Source organism: Rheinheimera marina, assembly GCF_042654345.1.
GTDB classification, from domain to species: domain Bacteria; phylum Pseudomonadota; class Gammaproteobacteria; order Enterobacterales; family Alteromonadaceae; genus Pararheinheimera; species Pararheinheimera marina.
In genome coordinates, this window is the sequence record NZ_JBHSGB010000002.1 from 80,851 (window position 1) to 103,047 (window position 22,197).

13 protein-coding genes are annotated in these 22,197 nt (G+C 54.5%); 6 read left to right on the forward strand and 7 right to left on the reverse strand.

Annotated elements, in window-relative coordinates; all coding sequences use genetic code 11:
* Positions 1–51: 51 nt before the first annotated feature.
* The 7 genes from ACFO3I_RS02425 to ACFO3I_RS02455 all read right to left on the reverse strand — a co-directional run bounded on the left by ACFO3I_RS02425 (position 52) and on the right by ACFO3I_RS02455 (position 11,580).
* Positions 52–789, reverse strand: a complete 738-nt coding sequence (locus ACFO3I_RS02425) for a copper homeostasis protein CutC (protein WP_377331456.1) — start codon at positions 787–789, stop codon at positions 52–54.
* A complete protein-coding gene (locus ACFO3I_RS02430) occupies positions 786–2,543 on the reverse strand; it encodes an endo-beta-N-acetylglucosaminidase (protein WP_377331457.1) in 1,758 nt (585 codons plus the stop codon). The genes ACFO3I_RS02425 and ACFO3I_RS02430 overlap by 4 nt, the downstream gene beginning before the upstream one ends.
* Positions 2,543–3,514 carry a glycosylasparaginase gene (locus ACFO3I_RS02435; RefSeq protein ID WP_377331459.1) on the reverse strand — a complete coding sequence of 324 codons (972 nt, stop codon included), beginning with the start codon at positions 3,512–3,514 and terminating at the stop codon, positions 2,543–2,545. Before ACFO3I_RS02435 ends, ACFO3I_RS02430 begins: the two co-directional genes overlap by 1 nt.
* Complete coding sequence (locus ACFO3I_RS02440) at positions 3,511–4,437, reverse strand: glucosamine kinase nucleotide-binding domain-containing protein (protein ID WP_377331460.1); 927 nt, start codon at positions 4,435–4,437, stop codon at positions 3,511–3,513. The genes ACFO3I_RS02435 and ACFO3I_RS02440 overlap by 4 nt, the downstream gene beginning before the upstream one ends.
* A gap of 62 nt (positions 4,438–4,499) precedes the next feature.
* A complete protein-coding gene (locus ACFO3I_RS02445; protein WP_377331461.1) occupies positions 4,500–7,328 on the reverse strand; it encodes a discoidin domain-containing protein in 2,829 nt (942 codons plus the stop codon).
* Positions 7,329–7,370: 42 nt separating this feature from the next.
* Entirely contained in the window at positions 7,371–10,280 is a 2,910-nt protein-coding gene (locus tag ACFO3I_RS02450; RefSeq protein WP_377331463.1) for a TonB-dependent receptor, read from the reverse strand.
* A gap of 292 nt (positions 10,281–10,572) precedes the next feature.
* Entirely contained in the window at positions 10,573–11,580 is a 1,008-nt protein-coding gene (locus ACFO3I_RS02455) for a LacI family DNA-binding transcriptional regulator (protein WP_377331464.1), read from the reverse strand.
* A 317-nt stretch (positions 11,581–11,897) separates the two neighbouring features.
* Between ACFO3I_RS02455 and ACFO3I_RS02460 the strand changes: the two genes are divergently transcribed.
* The 6 genes from ACFO3I_RS02460 to ACFO3I_RS02485 are packed head-to-tail and all read left to right on the forward strand — an operon-like array spanning position 11,898 to position 22,177.
* On the forward strand, positions 11,898–14,222 hold the full coding sequence (locus ACFO3I_RS02460; protein WP_377331466.1) for a GH92 family glycosyl hydrolase: 2,325 nt from the start codon (positions 11,898–11,900) through the stop codon (positions 14,220–14,222).
* A gap of 47 nt (positions 14,223–14,269) precedes the next feature.
* Positions 14,270–15,514 carry a sugar MFS transporter gene (locus ACFO3I_RS02465; RefSeq protein WP_377331467.1) on the forward strand — a complete coding sequence of 415 codons (1,245 nt, stop codon included), beginning with the start codon at positions 14,270–14,272 and terminating at the stop codon, positions 15,512–15,514.
* Positions 15,511–16,521, forward strand: coding sequence for a carbohydrate kinase family protein (locus ACFO3I_RS02470; protein ID WP_377331468.1), 1,011 nt, complete (start codon positions 15,511–15,513; stop codon positions 16,519–16,521). Before ACFO3I_RS02465 ends, ACFO3I_RS02470 begins: the two co-directional genes overlap by 4 nt.
* On the forward strand, positions 16,521–17,723 hold the full coding sequence (locus ACFO3I_RS02475) for an AGE family epimerase/isomerase (RefSeq protein ID WP_377331469.1): 1,203 nt from the start codon (positions 16,521–16,523) through the stop codon (positions 17,721–17,723). Before ACFO3I_RS02470 ends, ACFO3I_RS02475 begins: the two co-directional genes overlap by 1 nt.
* 33 nt (positions 17,724–17,756) lie before the next feature.
* Positions 17,757–19,955 (forward strand): GH92 family glycosyl hydrolase, encoded by a 2,199-nt coding sequence (locus ACFO3I_RS02480; RefSeq protein WP_377331470.1) that lies wholly within the window; start codon positions 17,757–17,759, stop codon positions 19,953–19,955.
* Positions 19,952–22,177 carry a GH92 family glycosyl hydrolase gene (locus ACFO3I_RS02485; protein WP_377331471.1) on the forward strand — a complete coding sequence of 742 codons (2,226 nt, stop codon included), beginning with the start codon at positions 19,952–19,954 and terminating at the stop codon, positions 22,175–22,177. The genes ACFO3I_RS02480 and ACFO3I_RS02485 overlap by 4 nt, the downstream gene beginning before the upstream one ends.
* Positions 22,178–22,197: the final 20 nt, after the last annotated feature.

Below are 22,197 nucleotides of genomic sequence, written 5' to 3' on the forward strand. Positions count from 1 at the left end.
GTAATGACTTAAATGACGCCCTCATTGGCGCTGTTCTTTTGTTCGCTCTGCTCAGCGGCACCACTGTGTCAGCTGCCTGACTTTGTCTGGGTCGACCCGGCCCTGAGTCAGCAAAGCGGAATAACTATGGATTGAAAAACCCTGACGCCAGCTTTGCAGTGCTGGCAACAGCTGCGGCAGATTTTGCTGGTTCACCCCGCCACCCAGCACCAGCTCTACGCGGCCAGCGGCCTGCTGCAGTAACTGCTGCACCAAGGGCACACCGTGCAGAATACCCAGACCACTGCCCCAGGCGGTGCCTGCGGTTAAAATGCGCTGCACACCCAAGTCAACCAATTGCTCTAACGCAACCAGTGGGTCGGGCAAGGCGTCAAAAGCGCGGTGAAAAGTGACCTGCAAACCGGCGGCCTGGCTTTGCGCAAGCAAAGGCTTTAACCGGCTAATATCCAGTTGGCCCTGCTCCGTTAACAGCCCCAGCACCACGCCGTCGGCTCCAGCCTGTGCGGCCAGTTCAATGCTGCGTTGCATTTGCAGCAGCTCAGCGGCGCTGTAGCAAAAATCACCGCCGCGCGGCCGGATCATCACCAGCAAACCGGGCAGGTCAGCCAGGCTGTGACGGGCAATAGTCATCGCAGCCAACGACGGGGTTAAACCGTCTTGCTCCATCGCGCCACATAGTTCAATCCGGCGCGCTCCGCCTGCCAAGACTGCCTGCAGATCGCCAGCTAACGCAGACAAGTCGTCGGCATTAATGCAGGCTTCCAATGGGATAGCGCTGACTGCGGTCATGGCAGCAGCTCCAGTTCACCAATCCGGGCATTCAGTGGTTTCTGACCGGCGCTCAGCAGCAAACCCAACTGCACTATCTGCTGGCCCTGTAACTCTGGCCAGTGGGCAGTCAGTTGCTGCCAGTGGTCACTGTTTTGCAGTGGCAGGCTCAGCCTGTTGCCGTCGGCGGTCTGTACGTAGAGGCTGAGGCCTGCGGCCTGCCCCTGAACCCGTACCTTCAGCGTCAGGCCGCTGCCGGGCTGCAACTGAGTGCGGTACAGTGGAATATGACTGGTTTTGGTCGTCGCGCTGCTTTGAATGGCTAACGAGCTGCCACCAGACCAGGCTTGGTGAAAGTCGTAAAAAATCTGCAATGCAGCGTCACCTTCCACCGCAAATTGCCAGGTGGGTAGTACGTCCTGCTGACTGATATCGCTCCAGGCCGCGCCTTTGGTCTGGCCATTCAGCCACAGCTGTTTGCCGTGCCCTGTGTTAAATCGGGTGTGAAATGGCAGGCTGAGCACTGTGGTTTTGGCCGCCAGATACGCGCCCAGGCCTTTCCAGCCGGTTGCATCTGTGGTGGCCTGATTTAAATCGTCGCCAGCGAACAGTCGTTGTTCGGTCTGATAAAAGCGCCGCTCATCGTGAGGGTTTTCGGCAAAAGTGCTGAAGGCCGGAGTATCGGCGTCACCACTGAAGTTAAAATTCACGTTAGGCGCAAACAGCGCAATGGAGGTCAGGGCTTTGCCGTCGACCATTAAGTCGTCCAGCCAACGGCTTTGACTGAAGGCGCGCTGAGCTGTGCGACTTGGCCATAAATCCGCCCCTGTGTAAACCTCATAAGGGCTGCGCCCCAGCATCAGCGCACGCTCGGCCGATTGGCGGATCATTGGCTGGTCCCACCAATAATTCAGAAAAATAGCGTCACTGCTGCGCACCGCGCCCTGCAGATAACGCTGGTTCTGTTCATTCAGCTCATTTTGCCAGCGCACCACGCCACTCGGCAGCATCGAGTCGTACCAATGAATTTCCATGCCCTGCGGCGCACGGGCGGTCAGGTACTGCATAAACGCCAATAACCGCGCGGCCAGCTCAGCACCACGTTGCGGGTTTTTCTCGCCTTTCACCAATTGGTTAGCGGCGTCTTTCACGGCAGTTAAATCAGTTTCCTGATTCACCAGCCAGCCGTCAAACCCATAAAACTTGGCAATGCGGATCAGCTGGTCTGCCAGCACAAAACGGCCTTGAGCATCCTGCTGCAGCAAGGTTTCGACTGTGTCCGGGTTGCCGCCCCACTGCGCAATACCCAGAAACACAGACCCTATCACTTTGACGCCATTTTTATGGGCGGTATCGACCCAGGGCCGGGCCGGAATTTGCACTGTTAAATCGGCAGTACCGGCAAACCAGTTCAGAATGTCGATTTGCGACCAGTGGCTGAAGTTGTACAGATTAAACTTCGGCTGAGGCGTTACATAATTGCCAAAGTTATTCATGCCATCAGGCGCGTATAACACCTTGGCGTAAGAGTCCTGTACCGCCAGCCCCGTCAGCGGCGCACTCTGTCGCCGCGCTAACGGCACCAGGCTGCGGTTGGCCGCACTGGCGGTCGCGCCCTGCTCTGTCCAGTCCGTCAGTTGCTGCAGCGTCAGCGCAAAAGGCGGTTCGGCTGGCTGAAGGCCAGCGGCCTGCGTCCTTTCTGCGGGCTGCGCTGAAGCAACTGGCTGCGCCAGACAGCTGCACAGCGCCACACAGCCCCAGAACAAACTTCGCATCAGGCTTTGGCTCCGAGCAGGCTTTTGCCATCAATCAGCTGGCTGCCGCTTTGCTGACGCACGGCGTAGTTAAAACCAGGTTGAATACAGAATGCACCATACTGGCCTTGCCGGTTTAAGGCTAAAAAGCCCACCTGAAACGCAGCGTAATCACCAATTTTGCGGGCGATACGTTCGACAGCTTCACGGCAGGCCTGCTCCGGGCTCGCACCCTGACGCATCAGTTCCACCACCAGGTGGCTGCCGACGGTTTTGATCATCAGCTCGCCCATGCCAGTGGCAGTGGCGGCACCGACTTCGTTGTCCACATACAAACCGGCGCCAATAATGGGTGAGTCGCCGACCCGGCCATGCATTTTGTAGGCGGCGCCACTGGTGGTGCAGGCGCCACTTAAATTGCCGTTGGCGTCCAGCGCCAGCATGCCGATGGTGTCGTGGTTTTCGATATTAATCAGTTGCAGCTGCTGGTCTTTTTGCCAGGCCAGCCAGTCGGCTTTGCTTTCTGCTGTCAGCAGGTCTTCTTCGACAAATCCCTGCGACAAGGCAAATTGTTTGGCACCTTCACCGACCAGCATCACGTGTGGTGTTTTCTCCATCACGGCGCGGGCCACGGAAATCGGGTGTTTAATATTCTGCAAAAATGCCACTGAACCGCAGTTCATGTTTTCATCCATGATGCAGGCGTCTAAGGTGACGATACCGTTTTTATCCGGGTAACCACCGTAACCGACGGTGCGCACTTTCGGGTCCGCTTCCGGCACCCGCACTCCGGCTTCGACCGCGTCGAGCGCCCGGCCGCCTTTGCTCAGCACTTGCCAGGCGGCTTCGTTGGCCGGCATGCCATGTTCCCAGGTGGACACCACCACAGGTTTATTCGCTTTAGCCGGTGCTGCCAGCACCTGCTGGCTTTTAAACAAACCTGTCACGCCCAATAAGGCTGACAGTTTCAGAAAATCGCGCCGTGATCTCATTGGTTTGCCCCCTGCAGGCTGTTGCGTTGTTGATGGGCCAATAAAATGGCACCCTGCTCAGGCGACGCCAGCGCTGGCGTAATGCAGGCCGCCAGCTGTGGGTCCAGCCAGGGTTTAATCCGTTCGGTAATGCCGCCAATCAGCGCCAGCCGGTCGGCACCACAGGCCAATAAACGCCGGATCACCTGATTGACGAAGCTGGCGCCTTGTTGGATCAGGCCCAGGCTGACTTTGTCGCCAGCGTCTGCCGCACTGAACACCAGCGGGGCATAACGGGCAAATTCGGTGGCACTGGCGTTCATTAGTTGCTGCGCCAGTTCAGTGGCACTGCAACAGGCCAGCATGCTTTGCGTCAGGCTGGTTGGCAGTCCGACACCATCGGCATCCAATAGCACCGCCTTCACCGCTTCCAGACCAAACCAGGAACCGCTGCAGGTGGCATTAATGGGAAAACCATAACCGCCAACCTGAGTTTGTTTCCCTGCCACATTGGCCAGCGAACTAAAGCCGGTGCCAAGGATCAGCACAGCGCCATCCAGCCCCTGGTGGGCTCCGGCCGCGGCTGCATGCAAGTCTGTGGTCAGGTATAACGAATGAAAAGGGTGCTGCCATGACGCCATGGCGTCACGCATCGCCGGTAAATGCAGACCAGCCAGGCCAGCGCCCACCACCAGACGGGAAAAGTCTGCCGTGCTGAGGCCTGCCTGTTGCAGGGCTTCAGTCACAGCAGCCAGAATAGAGTTTTTGCATTGTTCCAGACCATTGACCGGGTTGGCCGGGCCGCTTTTGCCGCTACCCAGACTGACGCCGGCCGTGTTTTGCAACAAAGCACGGCAATGGCTGGCACCACCGTCTATGCCGACAAATAGCAGCTCGTCGCCTTTTGCTGCAGAAGTGTGCAGCCCCTTACTGATCTGAATCATGTGTTAAATCCTGTAAAACCAGGCTCCGGCGTACCGGAGCCTGCATGGCTGTTGCAGCCAGGTTAGATGTCAGGGCCGATCAGTTCGATTTCAGCCACCTGCATCAGGTTGCTGTCACCTTTGTTTTTGCTGATCTCCACCCGGTAAAAGCGGAAGGCGCGGCCACTGCCGGTATTGAACAGCTTACGTTCAAACCGCTGGTCAAAGGCTTCACCAATCCATGACCCCACAGTAAACCAGCTTTCGCCGTCGTTCGAGCCTAACAGGCTGAAGTTTTCCGGATCGCGGTCTGGCGCATCGTTGGCACTGGTCAGCGCCAGCGCATTCACAATGACTTCAGCGCCCATATCCAGCTCAACCCAGCTTGGCGCTTCGGCGGTCGGTACCGCTTCGTTGTCCAGCCACTTGGTGCTGCTGTCGCCGTCAAAGGCTTTGCTGGCGGCTTCGTTGTCGCTGATAGCGGCCCGGCCAGTAATGGCGACACCGGCTTGATGGCTGTGCACCACGGCCTGGTGCTGCGGACCAATCAGCTCAATTTCAGCGACTTGCATCAGGTTGGCGTCACCTTTGTTTTTGGTGATGTTCAGACGGTAGTAAGGGAAACCTAACTGGTTGCCCACCGAGAAGATCTGACGCTGGAAGCGCGCATCGAAGCTCACGCCTAACCAGCTGGCCAGGTCAATCCAGGTTTCACCGTCTTTCGACGCCTGCAGTGTGAAGTTTTCCGGGTCACGGTCTGGTGCATCATTGGCACTGGTCAGCGCCAGTTGGGTCACTGCCTGTGCGGTTGGCAAACTGATCTCTGCCCAGGCTGGCGCCGCAGCGGTTGGCACCGCTTCGTTATCCAGCCACTTGGTGCTGCTGTCGCCGTCAAAGGCTTTGGTTACCGCTTCGCCGTCACTGATGGCGGCGCGACCGGTGATTTGTACACCACTGCTGCGGCCATGGTTCAGGCCAGGCACTTCAGGGCCAATCAGTTCAATTTCAGCCACCTGCATTAATACGTCATCACCTTTGTTTTTGGTGATGTTCAGCCGGTAGCTGCTAAACGCCAGGCTGTTATCAACGCGGAAGCTCTGACGCTCAAAACGCTCGTCAAAGGACTCACCTAACCAGGAACCTAAGGTGACCCAGGTCACGCCGTCGTTTGACCCTTGCAGATTAAAGTTTTCCGGGTCACGGCCTGGTGAATCGTTGGCACTGGTCAGGGCCAGTGAGCTGATGGCCACAGGTGCCGGGTAATCCAGTTGCACCCAGCTAGGCTCGGCTTCGCTTGGCACACCTTTGTTGTCCAGCCACTTGGTTTCGGTATCACCGTCAAAGGCTTTGGTTGGCGCTTCTGCATCGCTGATCTGACCGCGTGCTGTGATATTGGCATTGGCCGTTGGGTGTTTCAGGTCCGGGTAGATAGGACCAAACAGCTCAATCTCAGCCAGCTGCATCAGACCGTCATCACCCTTGTTTTTGGTGATATTCAGCTTGTAGTAGCTGTACGCCAGACCGTTATCAAACTTAAAGTCTTTGCTTTCAAAACGCTCGTCAAAGCTTTCGCCGATAAAGCTGCCTAAAGTGACCCAGGTTTCACCGTCGTTAGAACCCAATACGGTAAAGTTTTCCGGGTCACGGCTTGGTGAGTCGTTGGCACTGGTGATCGACAGGGTGTTCACCGCCTGAGGCGTGGCAAACTGAATTTGGATCCAGGATGGATTTTCCTCAGTGGGCGCACCTTTCCAGTCGTTGTGATCCAGCCATTTAGTCGACGTATCGCCGTCAAAGGCTTTGGCTTCCGCTTCGGCATCACTGATGCGGTTACGGCCAGTGATCACCGCTGTGGCCAGGTTGGCTGCGGTGGTAATACGGTGAATTGGGCCTGTGTCTGCCTGTTCTTCGGCAAACTTCAGCTTCAGGTCCACCACATCTTCGGCGGTCAGGTTCAGCTGGTCCAGGTAAGGCACTGCTGCGATGGAATCAAGTAAACGCTGACGCAGCGGCTCCAGTGCCGTTTCATCCCCATCCTGCGCCAGGTAAATGGCGTCCAGTGCTGAGGCGAACAGCTGGTCAAATTGTTCGCTCGATTGCAGGTTGGCAAATGCAGCATTAAGCAGTGACAGCTTGATCACGTCAGGCGCCACCAGCACATCGGTGCATTGCTCCTGCACTGTGGTATTGCCGTCACCGTCTGTCACTTCCACGTCTTCACATTGGGTGTCGGTGACAAAATTTTCATAGGCTTCGGCGCTAACCAGTGCGGTGTTGAACACATTGGTTTTGCTGTCCAGGCCCAAAGCACGCAGGGCGCGACGGGCATTGTCGGCCAGCGCCAGTTCGTACAGCGCACGCACCGCCACATTACGGCCACCGGCGACATCTTTTTCCACCAGTGCTGTGGCTATAGTGGTCAGCGCGTTGGCATAAAACTGGGCATCGACCTGGTTGTCCGCCTGGCTGGCGTACGCCACCTGCAGATAAGTCATGGTGTTGAGTTTCAACGTGGCCAGGGTGTCACCTGACAAGCTGCCGCCCATTGCCGTACCAGCACAGTTGATGGCGTCACACACCATCTGGCTTTGTGCGTCTGCAGTCACCGCAATTTTCAGCATCGAGTTAATGCCGTAACCTGGTTGACCTGATACGCTGAAACCGGCTTCACCTGTCGCGTCAGTACGTGGGGTACTGCTTAAGGTCAGCGCTGAACCGTTCAGCTGAGTGACCTGAATAGCGGCATTACTTAAGGTGCCTTTGACCACTGAACCGGCCAGATCGGCCGAGGTGGTATCCAGTTGCACCGGGACATCGTTCGGGTCGACTTCTTTGCCGCCACCACAACCTGTCAGTACACCAAAAGCGACCGCCAGGGCTAAAGCTGATTGAGTTGTTTTAAAGGTTTTCATCTGTTTATTTCCTTTTCGTTAACCTGACATTGGCGCTACAGATCAGAATCTGTAGGTGGCTCCGGCGTAGAACCGGCGGCCGCTGTATGCGTTCATAATGAAACGCTTGTCGGTGTCATTGCCCAAATGCTGATACACCTCAGATTTGGTCAGGTTAATGACGGAGGCAGACAGAATCAGACTCTCAGTCAGGTTGTAACTGGCGTTGACGTCGACCTGGTCATACACGTCTTCGTAGTAGTTCATTTCCCAGTCAGAGTTGTAGCTGCCGACTGTTGGGCCACGTCTGTTGTACGAAGCACGTACGCTGAACAGGTCGTCTTCGTAGAAGGCTGAGAAGTTCATCTGGTACTTCGAGCTGCCAATCAGTGGCGATTCACCCAGTTTTTCACCATTCAGTTCCACATTGGCCTGGTTGGTCAGGGTACGGGTGTAGTTAGCGTATAAACCAAAACCGTTTTCGAAGAAGTGCTGCATAAAGACTTCCATCCCTTTCACGGTCGCGTTGGTCCCGTTACCTGAGGTGGAGAAATCACGCACCAGCTGGTTAGCGCCGCCGACACTGATCAGCTCATTACCGGCGTTGATCAGTTCAAACTGTTCCACCGGCATATCCTGGGTAATATCCAGGATCAACGGAACTACAAAGTTGTCGACGTCTTTCTTAAACAGCGCGGCACCAAAACCTGAACCATTGCCGTAGTAATACTCCAGTGACAAGTCAAACTGGGTGGCTTCGTATGGTTTCAGTTCAGTGTTACCACCCGAACCAGTCCAGCCTTCGCCGTCGATCACTTCGTCGAAGTTATCAGCCGACGAGCGGTCTGCTGAGTATTCGCTGGAGGTGTAGGTTAAGGTCTGGAAACGGCCTAAGGAGTTGTAGCCAGGGCGCGCCATAGTTTTGGACGCTGCGCCACGCAGTACCCAGTTGTCATCAATATCCCACACCAGGTTCAGGCTAGGTAAGGCTTTGGTTTCGGTGCTTTCTTTTTCGATATAAACAAAATCTTCCACCCGTTGCTGGTCGATTGGCAGCTCGGCGCCGCTGTCGTCAGTCCAGTCCAGACGATAAGTAATTTTGTCAGACGAGCCGGTGGTGGTGGTGGTGCGGACAAAACGCACACCCAGGTTACCGCGCAGGCTCTCATACTGATAATCAGCCTGAATATAAGCCGCCGAGATTTCCTCTTCTACGTCATACACATAGTTCGGCTCATAACGCGTGTATTTCTGGAAGTTTTCCCCGATGATCTGCCGGTATTTACGCCAGTCCACTGCCGGGAACAGGTTGGTATTAATAGCACCAGACAGGTTTTGCAGCGACTGCGGCAGAATCACGTCAGTAATCAGTGGAATACCACCGTTTTTCGAGTAGTCATCATCCAGGTCAATAGTGCCGGCCGCTTCGCCTGCAGCAATATCAAAATCTTTCGCCAGGAAGAAGGTGTTACGGGTTTCACGGTGGATTTTACCTTTGCGGTATTTAGCACCGTAATGCAATGTTTCGACAATGCCCAGATTAACGAACTGGTCTACGTCGATGCTGGCGTAATCTTCATCCTGAGTACCAGCCACAAAGCTGGAGTCGGTTGCACCGGCGTCCGCTTCACCACCAATGCCCTGAACCAGATTATTAATCATGTTCTGGTCCATGTAGGTGGTCATGTTTTTGTTGGTCAGGTCATAGCCGTAGTAGCCAGACGACGCACCGGCGTAGTAAGCCGCACGGTATTTTTCAGTCGGGCCACCGTCTGCTTTGGTGCGGCCAAAGGTGATATGCGACTTAAAGTTATCGCCTTCGTAATCGGCAAAGAAATCGAAGGTGTCTGACGTCGCTTCTTCAATTTTGTATTCGCCGTTAATCCGCGGAATTGGCGTGTCCAGCAAGGTACCGGACGCAGCGGCTGAGTAGTCAATGCCGGTGACAAATTCGGCGTCGGCGTCGACGCGGATATCAGTCCAGTAGTTGTCGTTGTTGTTCCACTCCGGGTATTCCAGCTGGTTCAGAATGGAGTTTAAACCCAGGGTAAAACGGAAATAGTTAAAACCTACTTCCAATCGGTCGTTAATGCGCCATTGCGTAGTGGCCTGGTAACCGCGGCGTTCACGGTCTTCTTCCAGCACTTCCTGCACCATACTCTGGGCGGCATAACCTTTGGCGCCACCAGCGACGGTTTGTTTGTCCACCATTTCGCCGTAGTAGTAGTTACGGTTCATGATGTTGACGCGGGAATCCTGGGTGCGGTTGGTTCTGTCCTGTTGGGTGTAACCGAACAGGAAACCGAAATCTTCGTCGTCATTTTTCCAGGAATAGATACCGCTGAGCTGAGGTTCGTTTTTGTCGGTGATGTCGGAATTGCTGTATTCGACATTCAGCACGCCTTCGTTGGCGTCCATGCTCAGAGGTTTGCGGCTGTACATCAGTACGGTACCGCCGATCCCACCTTCGTCCAGACGGGCTTCAGAGGATTTGTACACCTCAACCCGATCAATCATGGTGGACGGCAACAGGGCATAAGAGAAAGAACGCGACGGTTCACCCGGCGATGAGGCAATGAAATTGCCGTTCAGCTGAGTGAAGGTTAAATCTGAAGATAAGCCGCGGATAGATACAGTGGAGCCTTCACCACCGTCACGCTGAATGGTAACACCTGGCACCCGCTGCAGCGAGTCGGCGACGTTTTTATCCGGGAATTTACCAATGTCTTCTGAGGTAATGGCGTCAATGGTCGCCAGAGACATCCGCTTCACCGCCAGGTTTTCTGCCGATGACGCACGAATACCCCGAACTTCAATCACTTCGGTCTGGGCTTCTTTGTCTTTCTTTTGTTCAGCAGTTTGCTCTTCCTGGGCGTGAGCCAGGCCAATGGTGCTGAACATTGATATATATAACAAAGACTTAGCAAAGCCTTTGTAGCGATCTGTATACCCTGTTGAATTCCGTTTAGCCATTACCGGCTCCCCCTCGGACTTAATGTAATCGTATTCATCTAAACAAAAATGAACCGATAATTTCTTTATATTTCTAATACTTATACAACTGCCATTAAGTATTAGCAGTTCATTGCCATGAATATAAATGTAATCGTTTACAGGCAGCGTCAGATACTAGCCCCGGATCATTTAGCTGTCAATATCAGCTCAAAATCAGCGCAGTTTTGCTGGAGCGATAAAAGAAAAAACAACAGGCAAGCTGTTGTTTTAATTTAGGAAAAAATAGATCTCTGACCAGAAATTCAACGATTTAACGCGGCACAGGACCACTGCTGCCACGTTCCAGCAGATGGAATGGCAGAATCTCGCGGCTACGTTTAAGTGGCTGGCGTTTAATCAATTGCAGCAACACCTCAACCGCGCGGCGGCCCATGTCGTTGGCCGGTTGGTCTACAGTAGTCAGTGGCGGGTCCATGTACGGCGACACCCGGATATTATCAAAGCCAGTCAGGGAGATATCTTGCGGTACCCGCAGACCCTGCCGCTTAATTTCGTGCAAAGCACCAATGGCAATGTCGTCGTTAAAACAGATAATGGCGGTCGGTCGGGCTGGTAATTTCAGTAAATCCTGCACACCCTGAATGCCGGTTTCAATCTGATAACTGCCGCCAACCAGCATTTTTTCATCAAACTCAAGGCCTTCTTCCTGCATTACGGAACGGATGCCTGCCAGCCGGTCATGGTGGATTTGACTGGCGATTTGGCCGGCAATAATGCCAAACCGCTGGTGACCGTAACTGATCAGATGGTGGGTTAAGGCTCGCCCTGCCGCGTAGTTATCCAGCTCAATCACCGGAAACTTCTTCTCGCCTTCAATGCGCTCACAGACACTGACCATAGGTACAGCCGCTGCCAGCTCAGCGTCTGCAGCGGAAAACGGAAAGGAATGATCGAGCTGAATTAAACCGTCGGCTCTGTTGGTCAGTACCATACTGGCGTATTCATTTTCCCGCTCCGCTCTGCCTTGGGTATCGCCGAGCAGTACGGAGTAGCCATTTTCCTGCGCCGCCTGTTCTATGCCTTCAATAATGCGCATAAAAAACGGGTTCACCAGGTTGGGAACCAGCACCACAATGGAATTGGATTTACCTGATTTGACACTGGACGCCAGCCAGTTCGGCCGGTATCCGGCCCGTTTTACCGCTTCCATCACTTTTTCACGGGTCTGGGCTGTCACCAGATCAGGGGACTTCAAGGTTCTGGACACAGTTGCCGTCGACACACCGGCCAACTCACTTACCTTTTTAATATTGGTCATGACCTTTTGAATTCCCTAACAAAATTCTTATATCCGCAGATAAAATTTTACCTTTCACAAGCTGAACCTGCCATCAAATCATGGCCAGGTTGTCTCAGCCAAACAATAATGTAAACGGTATCATCAGTCGGCAAATTTGCCAAATATTAGCAGTTTAACCTGCCAATTCTTCCTCTGGTAGGACAAGACCGTTTTTTTCTGGACAGAACCAAATGTAATCGTTTACAGTCAAAATCAGGGGAAAATGAACCGGTGTGAGGCAACCAGGCTACAGCAAAAGCAGCCGGTCACAGCACCGGGACAATCAGAGCTGAAAGATGATAACTATTAAACAACTCAGCCTGCTTGCCGCTTTTAGTCTGGTTTTACCGGCGTGCAGCCAGCAGCAAAATCAACAACAGGCACCAGTCAATCTGGTACAACAGGACTTAGTCAGCTACGTCAATCCGTTGATGGGCACCGACTCCAAGTTCAGTTTATCCAATGGCAATACCTACCCGGCCGTGGCCACACCATGGGGTATGCACTTCTGGACACCTATGACAGCAGCCATGGGTGACGGCTGGACCTACAAATACCGTGACGATACCATTCGAGGCATTAAACAAACCCACCAACCCAGCCCCTGGCTGAACGACTATGGCGCGTTTTCGCTGATGGCGGTCACGGGTGAGCTGAAGTTTGAACAGGATAAACGCGCCTCCTGGTTTTCACATAAAGCGGAAACCTCAGGGCCGGATTATTATTCGGTGTATCTGGCCGACTATGACGTTACAGCTGAAGTAGCGCCAACCGAACGTGCAGCCCAGTTCCGTTTTACCTTCCCGGATAACCAGCACAGCTACATTCTGCTGGACGCCTTTGATAAAGGTTCCAAAGTGCAGATTATTCCGGCCGAACGCAAAATTATCGGTTATGCCCGCAACAACCACGGCGGCGTACCGGACAACTTCCATAACTACTTTGTGCTGCAGTTTGATAAAGACTTCGAACTGACCCACACCTGGGGTGACAACTGGGCACTACAGCACGACAGCACTCAAAGTGAAGGCCAGCATGTTGGCGCCATTATTGGTTTTAAAACCAAAAAAGGTGAGCAGGTGCAGGTGAAAGTGGCCTCGTCTTTTATCAGCCCTGAACAGGCTGAGCTGAACCTGCAGCGCGAAATTGGCAAAGATAACTTTGAGCAAACCCGCAGCAAAGCCCGCGCCAGCTGGCAGGCTGAACTGAGCAAAATCCGCCTGCACGACCAGGACCTGGATCAGGTTCGCACCTTCTATTCCACCCTGTACCGGGTGCTGCTGTTTCCACGCAAATTTTATGAACTGGATGCCAAAGACCAGGTGGTGCATTACAGCCCGTACAATGGCCAGGTGCTACCAGGTTATATGTTCACCGACAATGGCTTCTGGGACACCTTCCGCGCGGTATTCCCGTTTTTCAGCCTGATGTACCCGGAGCTGAACAGCCAGATCATGCAGGGTCTGGTCAATACGTATCACGAATCCGGCTGGTTGCCTGAATGGGCCAGCCCTGGCCACCGTGACGTGATGATCGGTTCCAACTCGACCAATATTATTGCTGACGCCTATATGAAAGGCGTGCGCGGTTTTGATATCGACACCCTGTATCAGGCGATGAAAAAGAACGCTGAAGTGGACGCCGGACGGCCGGTGAAGTCGGTCGGCCGCGAAGGAGTGAACTACTACAACCAGCTGGGTTATGTGCCCTATGACTCAGGTATTCACGAAAATGTGGCACGCAGTCTGGAATATGCCTTTGCCGACTTTAACTTGTCGCAACTGGCCACAGCCCTGGGTAAAACCGACGACGCCGCCCTGTTTTTAAAGCGGGCGCATAACTACCAAAAACTGTTTGACGCACAAAGCGGCTGGATGCGCGGTAAAAACCAGGACGGCAGTTTCCAGAGCCCGTTTAACCCACTGAAATGGGGCGACGCCTTTACCGAAGGCAACGCCTTGCACTACAGCTGGTCGGTTTTCCATGACATTGCTGGCTTAAAACAGCTGATGGGCGGCGACCAGGCTTTTGTCGCCAAACTGGACCAGGTGTTTGAAATGCCGCCGGTATTTGACGATTCCTACTACGGCTTCACCATTCACGAAATCCGCGAAATGCAGATTGTGAATATGGGCAACTACGCCCATGGCAACCAGCCCATTCAGCATATGCTGTACCTGTACAACTACGCTGGCCAGCCATGGAAAGGTGAAGCCCGGCTGCGTGAAGTGATGGACAAACTCTATGCCGCCACGCCGGATGGTTATGCCGGTGATGAAGACAACGGCCAGACGTCGGCCTGGTATGTGTTCAGTGCTTTAGGGTTTTACCCGGTCACCCCGGGCGTGCCGCAGTATGTGCTGGGTAGCCCGCTGTTTGATAAAGCCGTGCTGAGCCTGCCAAACGGCAAGCAACTGACCATCAGCGCCAGCAACAACCTGGCTGACCACCCTTATGTGCAGCAGGTGCAGTTGAATGGCCAGACCCAGACGCAAAGCTGGCTCAGCCATCAGGCACTGCTGCAAGGCGGTGAACTGCAGTTCAGCATGGGCGCCGCGCCAAATCAAAACCGGCTTGCCGGCCCGGATACCGCTCCTTATTCCATGTCCACCAGCCACTAACCCTTCTGGCCAGAGCCCTGCTCTGGCCTTTTTCAGAGAGAACTTTTATGGCCACTTTCAGCTCAGCTCAGGCAGTGCAAAGCAGCGGTAAATCCAGCCAGTTTGCCTTTGCAGCCATGACCAGCCTGTTTTTTATCTGGGGCTTTGTTACTGCCCTCAACGATATTTTAATTCCACACCTTAAAGCCGCCTTTGAACTCAGTTACTTCCAGGCGATGCTGGTGCAGTTTTGTTTTTTTGGTGCCTACTTCATTGTGTCGCCACTGGCCGGCAAACTGATTGAACGCATCGGTTATATTCGCGGCATTATTACCGGCCTGTTGACCATGGCCGCCGGTTGCCTGCTGTTTTACCCGGCCGCCGAAGTGGCGGTTTATGGTGTGTTTTTGCTGGGCCTGTTTGTACTGGCCAGCGGCATTACCATTTTGCAGGTGTCGGCCAACCCTTATGTCGCCATTCTGGGCGAAGAACGCACCGCTGCCAGCCGGTTAAGCCTGGCGCAGGCGATTAACTCCTTGGGTCATACCCTGGCGCCCCTCTTTGGTGCCGCGCTGATTTTTGGTGCTATGCACGCCGACAGCGCCAAAGCGGTGCAACTGCCTTATCTGATCCTGGCCGCAGCCGTAGTGGCCACTGCCGTTGGTTTTCGTTTCCTGCAATTGCCTGAGCTAAGCAGCCCGGTAACCAGCGACGGTCAGCAGAAAGACAGCATCTGGCAACACAAACACCTGGTATTTGGTGCCATCGCGATTTTTGTCTACGTCGGTGCTGAAGTATCGATTGGCAGCTTTTTGGTGAACTACTTCGCCCAACCGGATATTGCCGGTCTGAGTGAAAAACAAGCCAGTCAGATGGTGTCTTATTATTGGGGCGGCGCTATGCTGGGCCGCTTTGCCGGAGCACTGATCACCCGCTGGATTGCCCCAGTCTATGTGCTGGCGTTTAACTCTGTGATGGCGGTGCTGTTACTGCTGGTCACAATCAACAGCACTGGCACTGTCGCTGTCTGGTCTGTGCTGGCAGTGGGATTCTTTAACTCTATTATGTTCCCGACTATTTTCACCCTGGCCATTCGTGGCCTGGGCGACTTAACCAGCCGGGGTTCAGGTTTATTATGTCAGGCCATTGTTGGCGGAGCTTTAGTGCCGCTGCTGCAAGGTCTGGTGGCAGACGCCAGTTCGGTGCAATGGAGTTTCCTGGTACCGGCACTGGCCTATTTCTACATTGGCTGGTATGCCTTATCCGGCAGCAACATCAGCCACAACTCAAGTGAGACTAAGGCAACATCATGAAAAACGTTCTTTGTTTCGGCGAAGCACTGATCGACTTCCTGCACATAGGTGCAACCAGCCAGGGGCCACTCAGCCTGCCGGAATTCCGCCAGTATCCGGGCGGAGCACCAGCGAACGCCGCCGTGGCGGTGGCACAACTGGGTGGACAGGCACGTTTTGCCGGCCAGGTCGGTGCGGACAAATTTGGTGATTTTCTGTCGTCCGCGCTTGAGCAGTACGGTGTCGATACCCGCTTTTTACTGCGCCACCCCAGCGCCAAAACCAGTCTGGCTTTTGTGATGCTGGATGACAGTGGCGACCGCAGTTTTTCCTTTTATCGCCATGAAACCGCCGACGTGATGCTGACCCCGGCGCAAATCAGTGCAGACTGGTTCAGCCCGGATGGTTTAGTGCATATCTGCAGCAACACGCTGACCACCCCTGCTATTGCACAAAGCACCACAGCGCTGATTGCGCAGGCTAAAGCCGCTGGTCAGTTTATTAGTTTTGATGTGAACCTGCGCCATAACCTGTGGGCGGCCGGTCAGGCTGACCGCGCTGTCGTTAACGCGCTGGTTAAACAAGCCGATTTGGTGAAGTTCTCCCGCGATGAGCTGGAGTATTTAGCGCAGGGCCAATCCGAGGCGTATCTGCAGGACTGCCTGCAAGCCGGTTGTGCTTTATTGCTGGTGACAGACGGTGCTAACCGCATCGACTTTTATGGCCAGCAGCACAGTGGCCACATTCAGCCACCCAAAGTCAAAGCAGTCGACACCACAGCAGGCGGCGACGCCTTTATTGGTGGGGTGTTGTTTGGCCTGAGCGTGCTTGCCAACCAGCAGGCCGTATTCAGCGACGCCACTTTACTGAAGCAGTTGCTGACTTTCGCCAGTTTCTGTGGTGCTTATGCCGTCACCTTGCCGGGCGCCTTCCCAGCTTTGCCTGATCAGCAGGCCGTTGCCCAGCTGATGCAACAGCACCAGCTGTCCCCGACCGACTTTGACCCAGCCTTTTTCCGGAGCCTGTGATGAATTTTTATTCTGAAGCCTTTTTACTTGAGCATTGCCAGAGCATTCTGGATTTTTACACCGACAAAGTGGTGGACCCAAGCGGCGGTTATCACCAGAACTATCTGGATGACGGCAGCCTGTTTGACAGCCACTTTAAACAGCTGGTCAGCAGCACCCGTATTATTGTCAATTACGCACTGGCGTCCCTGGTGTATGACAATGCCGATTACAAAGCCATAGCTCAGCATGGCCTGAACTATCTGGAGCAGGTGCACTGGCAGGCAGAAACACAGACCTACGCCTGGACCTTAAACAACCATCAGCCACTGGATATGACCCAGCAGGCTTATGGTTATGCCTTTGTGTTGCTGGCTTATTCAGCGGCGTATAAAGCCAAACTGATCGATTCAGCCGAGCCGTTAAAACAAACTTATCAGTTGCTGGAGCAGCGCTTCTGGCAGGCGGATTATGGCCTCTATGCGGACGAAATCAGCGTGGCTGGCGAACTCAGCCCCTACCGTGGCCAAAATTCCAATATGCATTTGTGTGAAGCCATGCTTGCCGCTTTCGAAGCCTGTGGCGAGCCGCTGTTTTTACAACGCGCCCAAACCCTGGCGCACAACATTGCGGTGCGTCAGGCCGACCAGACCGGTGGTTTGGTGTGGGAGCACTACAAGCCAGATTTCAGCATCGACTGGGATTACAACAAAGACGACCCGAAAAACCTGTACCGTCCCTGGGGTTTCCAGCCTGGCCATCAGACCGAATGGACCAAACTGCTGCTGATATTGCACCGTCATGCGCCACAAGACTGGATGCTGCAACGCGCCGCTTCACTCTTTGATCAAGCCTACAGCAAAGCCTGGGACGCTGAGCACGGCGGCCTGATTTATGGCTTTGACCCACAAGGCCAATGGTGTGACGACGACAAATATTTCTGGGTGCAGGCCGAAAGCCTGGCCGCTGCGGCCATGCTGCACCAGCAAACCGGCGAAGCGAAATACCTGCAGCAGTACCAGTCGCTCTGGCAATACAGCTGGCAGCATATGGTGGATCACCAATACGGCGCCTGGTTCCGCGTGCTGCACCGTGACAACAGCAAGTACTCCAATCAGAAAAGTGCCGCCGGTGCCAAGTGTGACTACCACACCTTGTGTGCCTGTTTTGAAGTGTTACGCACTTTAGGCCTCTCTACTCATGCGCAAGGGGCGCTGGCATAAGCCGGCGTCAGACTCAGACAGAGGAAGAAACGGATGCGAGTTGCTGTGATGACCCTGGCGGCGGCGCTGTTATTTGGCTGCGGCCAGAGCGCACAGACCCCACCCACTGCGTTTGACCCTTTGCCGTATGTAAACCCATTAATTGGCACAGACGGCAAAGGCAAAACCTACCCTGGCGCCACTGTGCCGCATGGCATGGTGCAATTAAGCCCGGATAACGGCCGCACCGGCTGGGACTGGATAGCTGGTTATTTTTACCCGGATAACCTGATTGCCGGCTTTAGCCATACCCATTTGTCTGGCACCGGCGCCGGCGACCTGTACGACATTTCCTTTATGCCGCTGACCCGGCCTTTTGCGCGCCAGCCGACTGAAGGCGGCCCAAATGGTGGAACAATAGTTTCAGCCTTCAGCCACCAACAAGAGCAAGCCAAAGCCGGTTATTACCAGGTACTGCTGCAAGACTACGGCATTAATGTCGAACTGACCGCCGGGCCACGCAGTGGTCTGCAGCGCTACAGCTTTCCAGCCGACAGCAAAACCGGCGTGGTGCGGCTGGATTTAGGCTATAGCCGCAACTGGGACAAAACCACCGCCACTTATGTGCAGGTGATCGACCCTTACCATATTGCCGGTTACCGCAAATCCACCGGCTGGGCGAAAGACCAGCGGGTGTATTTTTATAGCCAGTTGTCGCAGCCGATCAACAGCCATCAGATCATGGCCGACGCTAAAACCCTGTCTGTCGCAGAAGCTTCAGGCGTGGATATCGCGCTGGAAATGGATTTTGCACTGAATGGCCAGCCACTGTTGCTGCAAACCGCCATCAGTTCGGTCAGTATCGACAACGCCAAAGCCAACCTGTTGGCAGAACCGGCGCTGCTGAATTTTGACGCTCTGCGGGCAGACGCCGAACAACGCTGGCGCCAGGAGCTCAGCCGTATTCAGGTGGAGGCATCGGACGACAATAAAACCCAGTTTTACACCGCGATGTACCATAGTGCACTGGCGCCGCGCCTGTATTCCGACGTCGACGGCCGTTACAAAGGCCCGGACGGCGAAATTCACCAAAGCAAAGACCAGCCACGCTATGAGTTCTTCTCTTTATGGGACACCTTCCGTGCCTTGCACCCCTGGCTGACGCTGGTGAAACCTAAGCAAAACGCCGATATGCTGCAAAGCCTGCTGGCGCATTACCGCGAAGCAGGCCGCTTACCGGTCTGGAGTTTTGAAGGCAACGAAACCGATATGATGCTGGGCTACCATTCGGTGCCGGTGCTGGTGGATGCCTATCTGAAAGGTCAGATCCAACTGGACCCACAAGAGCTGCTGCAAGCCGCGCTGCACAGTGCCCGTCAGCAGGAATTTGGCCTGGCCAGCTACCAGCAACTGGGCTATGTGCCCTTTGAAGAGCGCAACTGGAACGTGGCGCTGACCATGGAATACGCCTTTGACGACTCGGCCATTGCCCGGCTGGCCCAAGCCATAGGCCAACCGCAGGTCGCGGCCGAATTTGAACAACGCGCCCTGAATTACCGCAGGCATTTCGACCCGGCGTCTGGGTTTATGCGGGCGAAAAACCAACAAGGCCAGTTCCGCCTGCCGTTTGACCCGAATGCTTATCACCCGGAAGATTATTGCGAAGCCAATGCCTGGCAATACAACTTTTTTGTGCCACACGACATCAGCGGCATGATTGAACTGATGGGCGGTCAACACGCAGTGGCGGCCAAACTGGATGCCATGTTTAGCACTGAACAAAAACCCGGTGAATTACCAGAGTGGATTTCGGGTTATATAGGCCAGTATGTGCATGGCAACGAACCCAGCCACCATGTGCCTTACCTGTATCAGTATCTGGGCCAAGGTCATAAAACCCAGCTGTTGGTGCGTCGCATTATGAAGGAGCTGTACCATACAGCACCGGACGGGTTGGCGGGCAATGAAGACGCTGGCCAGATGTCCGCCTGGTATTTATTCAGTGCTTTGGGCTTTTACCCGGTTGACCCGGTGTCGGGCCAGTATGTGTTAGGCAGCCCGGAAGTCACAAGCGCCGTGGTGCAGCTGGTAAACGGCAAACAGCTGCGTATCAGTACGGTCGACCAGGCTGACAGCCACCCCTATGTCAAAGCGGTGTATTGGAACAACCAGCGCCTGACCCACTTTATGTTAAGCCACCAGCAACTGATGCAAGGTGGTGAACTTAAATTTGAAATGAGTGCAACGCCATGAAATCAGTGTTACTCGGCCTGCTGCTTGGTTGCAGCTGTTCAGTGCTGGCGGGCAACAGCCAGTATGTAAACCCCTTTATTGGCACCTCCAATTTCGGCGCCACCCACCCGGGGGCGCAGTACCCCAATGCGCTGGCCTCGGTGTCGCCCTTTAATGTGGCCTATGGCGGCGAGCTGAATAAATTTGAGAAAGACGCCGCCTGGAATTCGCGCGGTTACATTTATGAAAACCGCTACCTGACCGGTTACAGCCACCTGAATTTAAGTGGTGTCGGCTGCCCGGAAGCCGGCGTGTTACTGCTGATGCCAACCACAGGCGAGTTAAATCTGGATGCCAAAAGTTACGGCAGCACCTATTCCGCCGAACAGGCCAGCGCTGGTTATTACCGCCACAGCCTGGACAAATACGGCGTCACCAGCGAACTGACCAGCACCTTACGCACCGGCCTAAGCCGTTTTACTTTTCCGGCCGGTCAGTCGCACCTGCTGCTGAATTTAGGCCTGGGTCTGACCAATGAAAGCGGCGGCAGTTTAAAAATAGTGTCGGATCAGGAAATCGAAGGCAGCCGGATGATTGGCACCTTCTGCTACCACCCGGAAGATGTGCGGCCTGTGTATTTTGTCGCCCGTTTCAGCAAAGCGGCAACACAAACCGGCGCCTTTAAACAAATGCCGCAGTACCACAAGGTCGAAGCCGACTGGATGCAGTACAACCACAGCATCAAACCTTACCCGGGGTACCGCCAAGAGATGTCCGGCGATGAAATTGGTGCCTGGTTCAGCTTTGACACCAAAGCCAATGAGCAGATTGACGTAAAACTGGGTATTTCCTTTGTCAGCATTGCCAATGCCCGCGCTAACCTCGACGCGGAGCAGCCGGGGTTCGACTTTGATAAAACCCGCCAGCAGGCGGTAAAGGCCTGGGACCAGCTGCTGGATAAAGTGCAGGTGAAAGGCAGCTCTGAAAACAAAACCCTGCTGTACACAGCGCTGTATCACAGCCTGATCCACCCCAATATTATTCAGGACGTCAACGGCGACTACCCGCTGATGGGCCAGAGCGGTGTGGGCAATAGCGGCGGCAAAAACCGTTACAGCGTCTATTCACTGTGGGACACCAACCGCAATGTGCATCCGCTACTGAGCTTGTTGTACCCAGAGCTGCAAAGCGAAATGGTGCAATCGGCCGTTGCTATGGCCAACGAAAGTGGCTGGCTGCCGAAGTGGGAGCTGTACGGCATGGAAACCCAGGTGATGGTGGGTGACCCGGGCACAGTGATGATTGCAGACAGTTACTTACGTGGCATTCGTGACTTTGACACTGAAGCCGCTTACAAAGCCATGCGAAGAGCGGCAGAACAGCCGAAAGATAACCTGCTGCGTCCGGAAAACCTCGATTACCTGAAGCTGGGTTATGTGCCGGTTGACGACGAAGGCCCCTATGATGGCAGCGTTTCGACCAGTCTGGAGTATTATCTGGCCGACTTTAACTTAAGCCAGTTTGCCAGTGCTTTAGGTAAAACCAAAGATGCCGACCGCTACCGGCAACGGGCACAAAACTACCGGCTGTTGTTTGACAAGGACACCGGCATGCTGCGGCCAAAACAGCGCAGCGGTGAGTGGCACAACCCCTATAACCCGGAGCAAGGCCGTAACTTTGAACCTACGCCAGGTTACATAGAAGGCAATGCCTGGAACTACCGCTTTTATGTGCCACATGACACACCGGGGCTAATTCAGCTGCTGGGTGGTGACCAGGCGTTTTTAACTCAGCTGGACGCCACCTTCAGTACCGGCAATTTTGATATGGCCAACGAGCCGGACATTACCTACCCCTACCTGTATCATTTTGTGCCAGGCCAAAGCTGGCGCAGCAGCGCCCGGGTGCAGCAGCAAATTACCCAGCATTTTGGCAATAAACCCGACGGGTTACCGGGCAATGACGACACGGGCACTATGTCGGCCTGGCTGGCGTTTTCGATGCTGGGCCTGTACCCGGTCAGCCCGGGTCTGATGGATTACGCTCTGGTGCAACCGAGCTTTGACGAAGTGACCATTCAGCTAAGCAGCCACTATTACAGCGGTAACACGCTGCAGATTAAAAACCAGCTGACAGGCCCGCAGCAGCCGGGCTCTCAATGGCTCTGGCAGCAACAGCCACTTGGCAGCAGCTTTATCAGCCATCAACAGCTGGTCAAAGGCGGTACGCTAAGCCTGCATTGACAGGTGCGGTGCAAAGGGTC